General features: G+C 69.7%; 10 protein-coding genes. 4 read left to right on the forward strand and 6 right to left on the reverse strand.

What is annotated here, in order from left to right; all coding sequences use genetic code 11:
* Nucleotides 1-24 precede the first annotated feature (24 nt).
* Nucleotides 25-1,125 carry an HAD-IIIC family phosphatase gene (locus ACZ63I_RS06120; protein WP_469335840.1) on the forward strand — a complete coding sequence of 367 codons (1,101 nt, stop codon included), beginning with the start codon at nucleotides 25-27 and terminating at the stop codon, nucleotides 1,123-1,125.
* On the opposite strand, the gene ACZ63I_RS06125 is transcribed toward ACZ63I_RS06120, so the two are convergent.
* The 6 genes from ACZ63I_RS06125 to katG form a co-directional block, all read right to left on the reverse strand.
* The gene (locus ACZ63I_RS06125) at nucleotides 1,103-1,765 is read right to left on the reverse strand and encodes an O-methyltransferase (RefSeq protein WP_469335841.1); all 663 of its coding nucleotides are present in this window, start codon (nucleotides 1,763-1,765) and stop codon (nucleotides 1,103-1,105) included. The genes ACZ63I_RS06120 and ACZ63I_RS06125 overlap by 23 nt on opposite strands.
* A 32-nt stretch (nucleotides 1,766-1,797) precedes the next feature.
* Entirely contained in the window at nucleotides 1,798-2,517 is a 720-nt protein-coding gene (locus ACZ63I_RS06130) for a DinB family protein (RefSeq protein ID WP_469335843.1), read from the reverse strand.
* 105 nt (nucleotides 2,518-2,622) lie between these two features.
* Nucleotides 2,623-4,317 (reverse strand): alpha-amylase family protein, encoded by a 1,695-nt coding sequence (locus tag ACZ63I_RS06135; RefSeq protein ID WP_469335844.1) that lies wholly within the window; start codon nucleotides 4,315-4,317, stop codon nucleotides 2,623-2,625.
* A complete protein-coding gene (locus tag ACZ63I_RS06140) occupies nucleotides 4,314-5,312 on the reverse strand; it encodes a TIGR03885 family FMN-dependent LLM class oxidoreductase (protein ID WP_469335846.1) in 999 nt (332 codons plus the stop codon). Before ACZ63I_RS06140 ends, ACZ63I_RS06135 begins: the two co-directional genes overlap by 4 nt.
* A 41-nt stretch (nucleotides 5,313-5,353) precedes the next feature.
* Nucleotides 5,354-7,072, reverse strand: a complete 1,719-nt coding sequence (locus ACZ63I_RS06145; protein WP_469335847.1) for a glycoside hydrolase family 13 protein — start codon at nucleotides 7,070-7,072, stop codon at nucleotides 5,354-5,356.
* Nucleotides 7,073-7,253: 181 nt separating this feature from the next.
* Entirely contained in the window at nucleotides 7,254-9,485 is a 2,232-nt protein-coding gene (katG, locus tag ACZ63I_RS06150) for a catalase/peroxidase HPI (RefSeq protein ID WP_469335849.1), read from the reverse strand.
* A 209-nt stretch (nucleotides 9,486-9,694) separates the two neighbouring features.
* Here katG and ACZ63I_RS06155 point away from each other — a divergent pair, with 209 nt between their 5' ends.
* From ACZ63I_RS06155 to ACZ63I_RS06165, 3 genes are all read left to right on the forward strand, one after another.
* Nucleotides 9,695-10,165 (forward strand): Fur family transcriptional regulator, encoded by a 471-nt coding sequence (locus tag ACZ63I_RS06155; RefSeq protein ID WP_469335850.1) that lies wholly within the window; start codon nucleotides 9,695-9,697, stop codon nucleotides 10,163-10,165.
* Nucleotides 10,166-10,403: 238 nt separating this feature from the next.
* A complete protein-coding gene (locus tag ACZ63I_RS06160; RefSeq protein WP_469335852.1) occupies nucleotides 10,404-11,639 on the forward strand; it encodes an extracellular solute-binding protein in 1,236 nt (411 codons plus the stop codon).
* A 13-nt stretch (nucleotides 11,640-11,652) separates the two neighbouring features.
* Nucleotides 11,653-12,612, forward strand: a complete 960-nt coding sequence (locus ACZ63I_RS06165; RefSeq protein WP_469335854.1) for a carbohydrate ABC transporter permease — start codon at nucleotides 11,653-11,655, stop codon at nucleotides 12,610-12,612.
* Nucleotides 12,613-12,616 lie beyond the last annotated feature (4 nt).

The raw sequence follows: 12,616 nt of genomic DNA on the forward strand, positions 1-12,616 counted from the left end.
CCGACCCCGTTCAAGGAGCCGAACATGAGCGACACCGCGGCGGTCGTCCCGCCCGTGACCGTGAAGTGCCTGGTCTGGGACCTCGACAACACGCTCTGGCAGGGCACGTTGCTGGAGGACGGGAAGGTCGTCCTGTCCGAGGAGATCCGTGAGGTGATCGTCGGCCTCGACGCGCGGGGCATCCTCCAGTCGGTGTCCAGCCGCAACGACCACGACCTCGCCTGGGCCCAGTTGGAGGAGTTGGGCGTCGCCGAGTACTTCGTCGTGGCGGAGATCGGCTGGGGACGCAAGTCGGACGCCGTACGCCGGATCACCGAGCGGTTGGACTTCGCCGCCGGCACCGTCGCCTTCATCGACGACCAGCCCGCCGAGCGGGCCGAGGTCGCCTTCCATCTGCCGGACGTGCGCTGCTACCCGGCGGAGGCCGCCGCGACACTGCTCGACCTGCCCGAGTTCACCCCCCGCTCGGTGACCGTCGACTCGCGGCGGCGCCGCGAGATGTACCAGGCCGGCTTCCGGCGCACGGACGAGCAGTCCCGGTTCACCGGCTCGGACGAGGACTTCCTCCGCTCGCTGGAGTTGGAGATGCGCATCGGGCGGGCCACCGACGACGAGCTGTCGCGGGTGGAGGAACTGACCCTGCGCACCAGCCAGATGAACGCGACCGGGGTGCACTACTCCGACGAGGCGCTGCGCGCGCTGCTCGCCGACCCCGGCCATGAGGTGCTGGTCACGACGCTCACCGACCGGTTCGGATCGCACGGCGCCGTGGGGGTGCTGCTGCTGGAGAAGCATCCGTCAGCCTGGCATCTGAAGCTGCTCGCCACCTCGTGCCGCGTGGTGGCGTACGGCGCGGGGACGATCATCCTGAACTGGCTGGTCGACCAGGCGGGGCAGGCCGGTGTCCATCTGCTGGCGGACTTCCGCGCCACCGAGCGCAACCGGATGATGGAGATCGCCTACCGGTTCGGCGGCTTCGACGAGCAGCCCTGCGAGTGCCGGGGCGCGGTCCCGGGGAGTCCCGGCGACGACGTCCAGGTGCTGCACCTTGCCGCGGAGCGCCGGGCGGCCCCTACGACGGCCCGGCTCGTCGCTCCGGATCTCACCGCCGGCGGACCAGCGTGATGCCGTCGGCCATCGGGAGCATGCAGATGTCGACCCGCTGGTCGTCCCGGATCCTGGCATTGACCTCGCGGACACCGGTGGTGTCCGCGTCGTCGGCGCGGGGATCGATGACCCGGCCGAAGAAAAGCGTGTTGTCCACGACCACCAGACCGCCCGGCCGCACCAGCCGCAGAGCCAGCTCGTAGTACTGCGGATAATTCGCTTTGTCGGCATCGATGAAAACGAGACCGAAACGATCCGCACCACCGTCGGCGAGCATTTTCTCCAGAGTTTCGACGGCCGGACCGACGCGCACATCGATCTGCTCGGAAACACCCGCACGCCGCCAATAATCGGCACCGATCTCCGGCCATCGGTCGGCGATGTCACAGGTGACCAGTTTTCCGTGCGGCGGAAGAGCGCGAGCCATCCACAGGGTGCTGTATCCCGTGAATGTACCGATCTCCAGGACGTCCGTGGCACCGGTGGTCGTTATCAGAAATGCGAGGAACTGCCCCTCCTCGGCCATGACCTGCATCGCTTCCCCACCGGGCAGCTCCGCGGTCATCTGGCGCAGTTCGCGCAGAACCTCGTCTTCCCTGAGCGAGAACTCCCGCACATAGGCGAGGATTTCCGGTCCTGCCGCTATTTGATTCGCCATACCGAGAAGGGTAGATGAGCTTGCGAGGAGTTTCAATAACGCCTTGCGGCGCCGGACCGCCACAAGTCGCGGAGCAGCGCGATCTCGGCCATGTGGTGGATGAATTCGAGATTGGACCCGGCGAGTACGGACACGAACGGGTCGTCGGGGTCGGAGCCGTACGGGTACTGGGAGAAGCCGACCGTGTCCAGTTGCTCCTCGGTGACGGTGGCGACGCTCTCGCGCCAGCGGTCGGTCAGCGCCCAGAACCGGTCGACCGCCAGAGCGGCGGAGGGGGTGAAGTCGACCAGTTCCTTCGGCTCGTGCCGCCGTTCGCCGAAGGTCCACTCCCAGCCGCCGGCGAAGTGGAAGTGCAGATGTGCCAGCCGCCAGGCGATGGTCGTGACCGGCGCGTCGTCGGCGGGGAGCGGGCCGGTGTGGGCGAGGACCTCCTCGACCCGCTCCGTGCTCACGCTCCAGTCCTCGGCGATCTTCGCGACGGTCATGCCGCCGGCCGCCTGCCGGGCGACCTCCGCGTACTCGTTCGCCGGGATGTCGGGGGCGCCCAGGTCCAGCACCCAGGCGCCGGGGCCGAAGGCCCTCGGTGTCCGCGCCTCCTCCCGGCGCCGGACCGACCAGGCGCCGGCCGCCGGTTCCCACCGGAACTCCTCGTCGCCGAGGCCCGCCAGCCGCACCTGGGCCATCTCCCTGGCCTTGTCGAACTGGTCGAGCAGCAAGCCCAGCCGGTCGGTCCGCAGGCTCTCGGTCTCCACGGGCGGCTTCCCTTCGCCGGAGCGCCGTGCACGTCACCGCGCTCCGGCAGAAGGTAACGGCTCGCCCCACGAGAAGCGACCGAATTCAGCGGCGTGGCCGCTCGCTCAGGCGGCGGTCGTCCGGTCCGGGTCGTCCAGCGGGGTGTTCACCCGCAGCCAGCGGTAGCCGTACGGTGCCAGGTCCACGCTCACCTGGCCGCCCGCCGCCGCTTTGACCGTGTCGGCGGTGAACAGGTCGGTGAGCAGCCGGCCGCCCTTCAGCCCGGGGACCGTTGTGGTCGCTGTGACCGGCCCGTCGGAGAAGTTGTGCAGCGCCAGCACCGCGCCTTCGGGCAGTGAACTGACATGGGCCAGTACGCCGGTGTCGTCGGTGTCGAGGACTTCGTAGTCGCCCCAGGCCAGTTCGGGTGCCTCGCGGTAGCGCTCGATCAGGGTCCGCATCCGGCCGAGCGGCGAATCGGGGTCCTGCGCCTGGTCGTGCGCGTTGACCCGCCTCGGCCCGAACGCGCCCTCCACCACGGGGTTGGGCAGGCGTCCCGCGTCAGCGGTGGAGAAGCCGCCGCCCTTGTCCGGGGTCCACTGCATCGGGGTGCGTACGGCCTGCCGGCCCTCGGCCGCCAGGTTCTCCCCCATGCCGATCTCCTCGCCGTAGAAGAGGACCGGGGTGCCGGGCAGGGTGAAGAGCAGGCTGTACGCCAACTCCACGCGGCGCCGGTCGCCTTCGACCATCGGCGGCAGCCTGCGGCGCAGGCCGCGGTCGTAGAGCTGCATGTCCTTGTCGGGGCCGAAGGCCGCGAACACCTCGGCGCGCTCGTCGTCGTCGAGCTTGTCGAGCGTCAGTTCGTCGTGGTTGCGGACGAACGTCGCCCAGTGCGCGTCGCGGGGCGCGTCGGGGCGCTCCCGCAGGGCGGCGGCCAGCGGCGCCGCCTCGCCGCGCGCCATGGACAGATACATCCGCTGCATGCCGATGAAGTCGAAGCACATCGTCAACTCGTCGCCGCGGGACGACTCCTGGCTGCCGAAGAACTTCGCCGTGTCGGGATAGGGCAGATTGACCTCGCCCAGCAGGACCGCGTCCCCGCTGCGGCGGCCGAGGAAGGCGCGCAGATCGGCGAGGTACTCGTGCGGGTCGGGCAGTTGGTCCGCGTCCTCCTGGCCGTCGGTCTCCAGCAGGAACGGGACGGCGTCGACGCGGAAGCCGGAGAGTCCGAGCTGCGTCCAGAAGCCCATGATCCGGGCTATCTCGTCGCGCACCGCCGGGTTGGCGACGTTCAGGTCGGGCTGCTGCTTGTAGAAGCGGTGCAGGTAGTACTGCTCGGTGCCCTCGTCGTACTCCCAGACGCTCTTCTCGACGTCGGGGAAGACGACGCCCTTGGGGCCGTCCTCGGGCGGGGTGTCGGCCCAGACGTACCAGTCGCGGTGCTCGGACGTACGGCTGGAGCGGGCGTCCTGGAACCACGGATGGTGGTCGGACGTGTGGTTGACGACCAGGTCGGCGATGACCCGGATGCCCCGGTCGCGTGCGGTGCGGACGAACTCGGTGAAGTCGCCGAGCGTGCCGAGCCGCGGGTCGACGGCGTAGAAGTCGGTGATGTCGTAGCCGTCGTCGCGCTCCCTGGTCGGATAGAAGGGCATCAGCCACACACAGGTGACGCCGAGGCGTACGAGATGGTCGATCCGCTGGGTCAGCCCGGCGAAGTCCCCGGTGCCGTCGCCGTTGCTGTCCTGGTACGTCTCCACGTCCAGGCAGTACACGACGGCGTTCTTCCACCACAGGTCGGATGTCCTGGTCAGCCTCATCGGGCACTCTCCGCGTAGTACGGCTTGGGGCGGGTGACGTCCAGTTGCGGCAGCACGTCGGCGCCGAACGCGTCGATGAAGGGGCCCTGTTCCTGGCCGACATGGTGCAGCATGACCGCGTCGAAGCCGAGGTCCGCGTACTCCTGGAGCCAGGCCGCGTGCTGGCCGAGGTCCGCCGATACGTTGACCGACTCGGCCACCCGCTCGTGCGACACGTCCTCGCTGACGCTGTCGAAGAGCGTCGCTGAGTCGAGGTCCCAACTGACCGGCGGGCCGTGCACGTTGGTACGCCACTGGTCGTGCGCGATGGCGCGGGCGGCCTCCAGGTCGGGTGCCCAGCTCAGATGGGCCTGCAGGTGCAGCGGTCCCGCGCCGCCGGCTGAGCGGTAGGCGTCGACGATCCGGCGCAGCGTCTCGTGCGGCGCGTTGACGGTGATCAGGCCGTCGGCCCACTCCGCGCACCAGCGCGCCGTGGCCTCGCTGCACGCGGCGCCGATCAGCGGCGGCATGGTGTCGGGGCGGGTCCACAGCCGGGCCCGGTCCACGGTCACAAGTCCGTCGTGGCTGACCTCCTCGCCGCGCAGCAGCGCCCGGATGACGTCGACGCACTCGCGCAGCCGCGCGTTGCGGACGTCCTTGCGGGGCCAGCCGCCGCCGGTGATGTGCTCGTTGGACGCCTCGCCGCTGCCGAGGGCGGCCCAGAAGCGGCCCGGGTACATGGCGGCGAGGCTGGCGATGGCCTGGGCGATGATCGCCGGGTGGTAGCGCTGTCCGGGCGCGTTGACGACGCCGAACGGGACCTGGTCGGTGGCCTGGAGGGCGGCGCCGAGCCAGGACCACGCGAAGCCCGACTCGCCCTGCCGGACGCTCCAGGGCGAGAAGTGGTCCGAGCACATGGCGGCGGTGAAGCCGGCGTTCTCGGCGTGGACGACGGCGGCCAACAGGTCGGCGGGGGGCACCTGTTCGTGTGAGGCGTGGAATCCGTAAACGGTCATGGAGTCCGCGTACCCGGGGAGTCCGGGATCATCGGTGCGGGTCACCGGGTACGCCGGTGCACCCTCGCCTCCCAGGGGGCGAGGACGAGCCGGCCGGGCTCGTCCGTGGCGGACGGGCCGTTGTCCAGGAGGAGTTCGGCGCCCGCCCAGCCCTCGGGCAGGTCCACGGCGACGATGTCCCCGGTGAAGTTCCCGGCGACCAGCAGCGTCGTGCCGCCGTATTGGCGGGTGAACGCGTAGATCCGCTCGTCGTCCGGCAGCAGCATGGTGAAGTCGCCGTGCACGACGGCCGGTTCGCTGTGCCGCAGCTCGATCAGCCTGCGGTAGTGGTGGTAGACCGACGCCGGGTCGGCGTACGCGGCTGCCGCGTTGATCTCGGTGTGGTCGGGGTTGACCGGGATCCAGGGGGTGCCGGTGGTGAAGCCGGCCTGCGCGGAGGCGTCCCACTGCATGGGGGTGCGGGCGTTGTCCCTGCCCATGGCCCGCAGCCCGCGCAGGACGTCCTCGGGCTCCTGGCCCGCGTCGAGTGCCTGCGTGTAGTAGTTGAGGGATTCGATGTCCCTGAAGTCCTCGATGGTGCGCAACGGGGCGTTGGCCATGCCCAGTTCCTCGCCCTGGTAGACGTACGGCGTACCCCGGTGCAGGTGCAGCACGGTGGCGAGCATCGTCGCCGACCGGGTGCGGTGCCGGGGGCTGTCGTCGCCGAACCGCGAGACGGCGCGCGGCTGGTCGTGGTTGTTCCAGTAGAGGCTGTTCCAGCCGACGCCGGCGAGGCCGGTCTGCCAGCGGCCCAGGGATGCCTTCAGGTCGGTCAGCCGCAGCGGTCGCGGGTCGAACTTGCCCTGGCCGTGGTCGAGTCCGACATGCTCGAACTGGAACACCATGTCGAGTTCGGCGCGCCGCGGATCGGTGAACAACCGGGCCTGTTCGACGGTCACGCCCGGCATCTCCCCGACGGTCAGCAGCCGCCCGGGGTACCGGGCGGTCACCTCGCGGTGCATTTCCTGGAGGTAGTCGTGGATGTGCGGCCCGCAGACGAAGTACGGCGAGCCGTCGCCGAACGGCCCGTCGCCGTGCAGCGCGCCGTCGGGCAGGGCCGGGTCCTTGGAGATGAAGTTGACGACGTCCATCCGGAAGCCGTCCACGCCCCGGTCGAGCCACCAGCGCATCATGGCGTAGACGGCCTGGCGCAGGTCGGGGTTCTCCCAGTTGAGGTCGGGCTGCTTGGGCGAGAACAGATGGAGGTAGTACGCGTCGCTCGCCGCGTCGTGCGCCCAGGCCGAACCGGAGAAGAACGAGCCCCAGTTGTTGGGTTCGGCGCCGTCGCGCGGCGCCCGCCACCAGTACCAGTCGCGCTTGGGGCTGTCCGGATCGCGCGACTCCTGGAACCAGGGGTGTTCGTCGGACGTGTGGTTGACGACCAGGTCCATGATCAGCCGCATACCGCGCTCGTGCACGGCTGCCAGCAGCCGGTCGAAGGCGGCCAGGTCGCCGAAGACGGGGTCGATGTTCCGGTAGTCGCTGATGTCGTAGCCGTTGTCGTCCTGCGGCGAGGGGTAGACCGGGGACAGCCACAGCACGTCGACGCCCAGGTCGGCGAGGTGGTCCAGCTTGCCGGTGAGACCGGCCAGGTCGCCGATGCCGTCTCCGTCGGAGTCGGCGAAGCTGCGGGGGTAGACCTGGTAGACGACGGCGGACCGCCACCAGGCGTCGTCGCCTTGTGCCGCGTCCTCGCCTGGCTCCACGCGCTGGCCGGTCATCGACGCCCTCTTCTCGGCTCGGGGATCACAGGACGTGGTTCACCTGCCCGGGACGGCGCGGTTGTACCGGGGCGCGCCGGCTCGTCCGTATCCCGCACCCAGGATTCGTCCGTACCCCGCACACGAAAAACGTCCAGGCCGACCGCACGGGCCGGCCTGGACGCTCTGCGCCGGACTGCGATCAGACGAGGTCGAACCGGTCGAGGTTCATGACCTTGGTCCAGGCCGCGACGAAGTCGCTCACGAACTTCTGCTTCGCGTCGTCGCTCGCGTAGACCTCGGCGAGCGCGCGCAGCTCCGAGTTGGAGCCGAAGACGAGGTCGGCACGGCTGCCGGTCCACTTGACAGCGCCCGAGGCGTCACGGGCCTCGAACGTGTTCGCGTCCTCGGACGTCGCCGTCCACGTCGTACCCAGGTCGAGCAGGTTGACGAAGAAGTCGTTGGTCAGCGTGCCCGGGGTCTCCGTGAGGACGCCCAGCTTCGACCCGTCGTAGTTCGCGCCGAGGACCCGCAGGCCGCCGACGAGGACCGTCAGCTCGGGAGCGCTGAGGGTGAGCAGGTTCGCGCGGTCCAGCAGCAGGTACTCGGCGGGGAGCCGGTTGCCCTTGCCGAGGTAGTTGCGGAACCCGTCGGCCGCCGGCTCCAGCGCCGCGAACGACTCGGCGTCGGTGTGCTCCTCCGTCGCGTCGACACGGCCCGCGGCGAAGGGGACCTCCACGGCGTGGCCGGCGTCCTTGGCTGCCTTCTCGACCGCCGCTGTGCCGCCGAGCACGATCAGGTCGGCCAGGGACACCTTCGCGGCGCCCGAGCCGGCGTTGAACTCGCGCTGGACGCTCTCCAGGACGCGCAGCACGGCGGCCAGCTCGTCGGGGTTGTTGACCTCCCAGCCGCTCTGCGGCGCGAGGCGCACCCGGGCGCCGTTGGCGCCGCCGCGCTTGTCGCTGCCGCGGTAGGTGGACGCCGAGGCCCAGGCGGCCGAGACGAGCTGGGACACCGAAAGGCCGGAGCCGAGGATCTTCGCCTTGAGGGCGGTCACGTCGTCGGCGCCGATGGCCGCGCCCTCCGCCTCAGGCAGCGGGTCCTGCCACAGCAGGGTCTCGGCGGGGACCTCGGGGCCGAGGTGGAGCGACTTCGGGCCCATGTCGCGGTGGGTCAGCTTGTACCAGGCGCGGGCGAAGGCGTCGGCGAACTGGTCGGGGTGCTCGTGGAAGCGGCGGGCGATCGGCTCGTAGACCGGGTCGAAGCGCAGCGCCAGGTCGGTGGTGAGCATCGACGGCGCGATCTTCTTCGACGCGTCGTGGGCGTGCGGGACGGTACCCGCGCCCGCGCCGTCCTTCGGCCGCCACTGGTTGGCGCCGGCGGGGCTCTTGAACAGCTCCCACTCGTAGCCGAAGAGGTTGTCGAAGAAGCCGTTGCTCCAGCGGGTGGGCGTGCCGGTCCAGGTGACCTCAAGGCCGGAGGTGATGGCGTCCGCGCCCTTGCCGGTGCCGAAGGTGTTGGCCCAGCCGAGGCCCTGCGCCTCGATCGGGGCGGCCTCGGGGTCGGCGCCCACGCTCTCGGCGGGTCCCGCGCCGTGGGTCTTGCCGAAGGTGTGGCCGCCGGCGATGAGGGCGACCGTCTCCTCGTCGTTCATCGCCATGCGGCGGAACGTCTCGCGGATGTCGCGGGCCGAGGCGATCGGGTCCGGGTTGCCGTTCGGGCCTTCGGGGTTGACGTAGATGAGGCCCATCTGCACGGCGCCGAGCGGGTTCTCCAGCTCGCGGTCGCCGGTGTAGCGCTCGTCACCGAGCCAGGTGGTCTCGGGACCCCAGTAGACGTCCTCCTCGGGCTCCCAGACGTCGGCGCGGCCGCCGGCGAAGCCGAAGGTCTCCAGGCCCATCGTCTCCAGGGCCACGTTGCCGGTGAGAACCATCAGGTCGGCCCAGGAGAGCTGCTGGCCGTACTTCTTCTTGACCGGCCACAGCAGCCGGCGGGCCTTGTCCAGGTTCCCGTTGTCCGGCCAACTGTTGAGGGGGGCGAAGCGCTGCTGCCCGGCCCCGGCGCCGCCGCGGCCGTCGCTGATCCGGTAGGTGCCGGCGCTGTGCCAGGCCATCCGGATCATGAACGGGCCGTAGTTGCCGAAGTCGGCCGGCCACCAGTCCTGCGAGGTGGTGAGCACCTCGGCGATGTCCTGCTTGACGGCGGCGAGATCAAGGGAGCTGAACGCCTCGGCGTAGTCGAACTCCTCGCCGAGCGGGTTCGCCACGGCGGGGTTCTTCGCGAGGATCTTCAGATTGAGCCGCTCGGGCCACCACTCGCGGTTCCCGCCGCCCTGGGTGGGGTGCGGAGCGCGGTCGTGCGCGACGGGGCAGCCGCCGCTCTCCGCCCCGTCGGTCTTCGCGTCTACGACGATCGCGTCATGGTTCTCAGACATGGGAATCCTCTCAGACATGGGAATCTTTCCGGACAAAGCAGATAGCCCCTGCCGTACTGGAGTCTTCCCCGTCCCTTGGTTATTGCCGGAACCGATCCTACGATGGATGCTGTCCAAGTCAAGAAGAGTACCAAGTGTATATGTCGTCATAACTCGGACGTTCACAGGTGAACTTCGAATATCCCACGGACCTGAATAGGTGAACCGATATGAGCGACCTGCTGGAGCGGCTGCGGGGGCGGAGCTGGCGGCTGACCTCGCAGCGGCGTGTCGTCGCACAGGTCCTCGACGGTGACCATGTGCACCTCACGGCCGACGAGGTGCACGCGCGGGCGGCTCGGCTGCTGCCCGAGATCTCCCGGGCGACGGTCTACAACACCCTGGGTGAACTGGTCTCCATCGGTGAGGTCATAGAGGTCGCCACCGACGGCCGCGCCAAGCGGTACGACCCCAACGCACACCGTCCGCACCAGCACTTGGTGTGCTCCGGCTGCGGGGCGGTACGCGACGTCCACCCGACCGGCGACCCGCTGGCGGACCTGCCGGCCGACGAGCGGTTCGGCTTCACGGTGTCGGCGGCCGACGTCACGTACCGCGGGCTGTGCCCGTCGTGCGGCGTCCATCAGGCCGCCGGCACCGACGCCCCGGCACGGGGCGACGGCTCCGGGGCGCCCGCCTAGCGGCGCCGGACACGCTCACACCCCGTACGTCCACACCTCGCCCGTAGGCGTACACACGCGCGGGAAGCGGCAGGCCGCCGCTTCCCGCGCTTCGGCGTTGCCCAACCCCTTGTCGGCATGTCCGGGAGCGTTTAGCATCGCTGCATTCCGTCGAATCGAATCGATTCGACGGACGTTCGACGACACGTTGAACCTCCGTCTTCTCACAGAGCCGTAGACCGAACGGAGAGCCGCCACCATGCACCTCCCCCGCCGACGCCCACCGGCGTCGGCCGCGATCGCCTGCGCCACCGCCTTCCTGACCCTGGCCGCTCTCACCGGCTGCGGGAACGTCCCCGACCCCGGCACGATCACCGTGCTGAACTCGGCCACGGACACCCATGAACACGATCAGGAACAGAAGTTCTTCGATGTGTGCGCCAAGCCGCTCGGAGTCAAGGTCAGGCAGACCAGCGTGCCGGCCGACCAGGTGGTGTCGAAGGCGTTGCGCATGGCCTCGTCCCACTCGCTGACCGACATCCTGGAGCTGGACGGCTCCGAGGTGCCGCAGTTCGCCGACACGGGCGGGCTCGTACCGCTGAAGAGCGCCGGTGTGGACGTGGCGGGGATGTCGGGCAGCGCCATCACCATGGGCAGCTTCCGGGGCACGCTGTACGGCATCGCCCGTTCGGTCAACTCGCTCGCCCTGTTCTACAACGTGGACCTGCTCAAGAAGGCCGGCGTCGAGCCGCCCACCACCTGGGACGAACTCAAGGCGGCCGCCAAGACCCTGACGCGCGGCAAGACGTACGGGATGGCCTTCAGCGCGACGCCGGACGCCGACGGCGTCTACCAGTTCCTGCCGTTCTTCTGGTCGGCCGGCGGTGACGAGGCCCATCTCAACGACGGCAAGGGCGCGCCGGCCCTGCAGTTGTGGAAGGACCTGGTGGGGCAGAAGTCGGCGTCGAGCGCCGCGGTCACCTGGAACCAGCAGGACGTCAACGACCAGTTCATCGCGGGCCGTACGGCGATGATGATCAACGGCCCCTGGCAGGTCCCGGTGCTGAGCGAGCACAAGGACCTGAACTGGGCGGTCGCGGCGATCCCCGTCCCCGAGGCGGGCCGGCCGCCGGTGCCGCCCATCGGCGGCACGGTGATGACCGTCCCGCAGACCAAGGACAAGGGGCGGCAGCGGATCGCGGCGAACATCATCAACTGCCTCAACGAGCAGAAGAACCAGGTCGCTTGGGGCGAAGCCGTCAACAACGTACCCACCCGGACCTCGGCCGCCGCCGCGTACAAGGCCAAGAACCCGAAGCTCGGCGCCTTCGCCGACGAGGTCGCGACGGCGCGCTCGCGCACCGACCGGGTCGGCGCGAACTGGCCGGTCGTCTCCGACGCCCTGTCCGGCGCCTTCCAGTCCGTACTGACCGGCCGCTCCACCCCTGAAGCCGCTCTGAAGCAGGCCCAGTCACGGGCCACGGCCGGCGAGTGAGGAGACGACTGCCATGACCATCACCGCCGCCGTTCCGGCGCGTTCGACGGGCAGCACCGCGGCCACGGGGACCCCCGGGGCCAACCGGCGCCGCAGCGCACTGCTGCGCTGGGGCTTCGTCGCTCCCGCCGTCCTCTACATGCTGGCCTTCTTCGGCTATCCGCTCGTCCGCAACATCGTGATGAGCTTCCAGCACTACACACCGCGCACCTTCTTCACCGGTGAGTCGCCGTTCAACGGATTCGACAACTGGCGCGGTGTGTTCGACAACCCGCTGTTCACCGGCTCCCTCTGGCACACCCTGGTCTTCACCCTGGGCTCGCTGCTCGGCCAGTTCGCCGTCGGCCTGGCGCTCGCCGTGTTCTTCTCCCGCCGCTTCCGGCTGTCGGGATTCGTGCGCGCCGTACTGCTGCTGCCCTGGCTGGTACCGATGGTGGTGTCTGCGGTCGTATGGCGAAAGCTCCTCGACCAGGACACCGGGGTGGTCAACAGCCTGCTGATGGACCTGCACCTCGTCTCGTCACCGGTCTCCTGGCTCAGCAGCCCGAGCGTGGCCCTGCTGTCGGCGATCCTGGTCAACGTCTGGATCGGCATCCCGTTCAACATGGTGATCCTGTACGGCGGGCTCCAGGAGATCCCGCGCGATCTGTACGAGGCCGCGTCCCTGGACGGCGCCGGCGCCTGGCGTACGTTCCGCAGTGTCACCCTGCCGCTGCTGCGTCCCGTCGTGACCGTGGTGCTGGTGCTGGGCTTCATGTCGACGGTGAAGATCCTCGATCTGATCCTGGCGCTGACCGGCGGCGGCCCCGCCGACTCGACGCAGACCCTCGGCACCGTCACCTACCAGCTCTCCTTCCAGCAACTGGACTTCGGGCAGGGCGCGGTGGTCGGCAACATCCTCATTCTTGTCAGCGCGGTGTTCGCCGTGCTCTATCTGCGCCTCAACCGCGCCGACTTCGGCCAGGGGAAGTGATCGC

Source organism: Streptomyces sp. NPDC087906, from assembly GCF_055584925.1.

Coding starts and splice junctions, on each gene's coding strand:
- ACZ63I_RS06120 (WP_469335840.1), top strand. CDS start 25: ATGAGCGACACCGCGGCGGTCGTCCCGCCCGTGACCGTGAAGTGCCTG.
- ACZ63I_RS06125 (WP_469335841.1), bottom strand. CDS start 1,765: ATGGCGAATCAAATAGCGGCAGGACCGGAAATCCTCGCCTATGTGCGG.
- ACZ63I_RS06135 (WP_469335844.1), bottom strand. CDS start 4,317: ATGAGGCTGACCAGGACATCCGACCTGTGGTGGAAGAACGCCGTCGTG.
- ACZ63I_RS06140 (WP_469335846.1), bottom strand. CDS start 5,312: ATGACCGTTTACGGATTCCACGCCTCACACGAACAGGTGCCCCCCGCC.
- ACZ63I_RS06145 (WP_469335847.1), bottom strand. CDS start 7,072: ATGACCGGCCAGCGCGTGGAGCCAGGCGAGGACGCGGCACAAGGCGAC.
- katG (WP_469335849.1), bottom strand. CDS start 9,485: ATGTCTGAGAACCATGACGCGATCGTCGTAGACGCGAAGACCGACGGG.
- ACZ63I_RS06155 (WP_469335850.1), top strand. CDS start 9,695: ATGAGCGACCTGCTGGAGCGGCTGCGGGGGCGGAGCTGGCGGCTGACC.
- ACZ63I_RS06160 (WP_469335852.1), top strand. CDS start 10,404: ATGCACCTCCCCCGCCGACGCCCACCGGCGTCGGCCGCGATCGCCTGC.
- ACZ63I_RS06165 (WP_469335854.1), top strand. CDS start 11,653: ATGACCATCACCGCCGCCGTTCCGGCGCGTTCGACGGGCAGCACCGCG.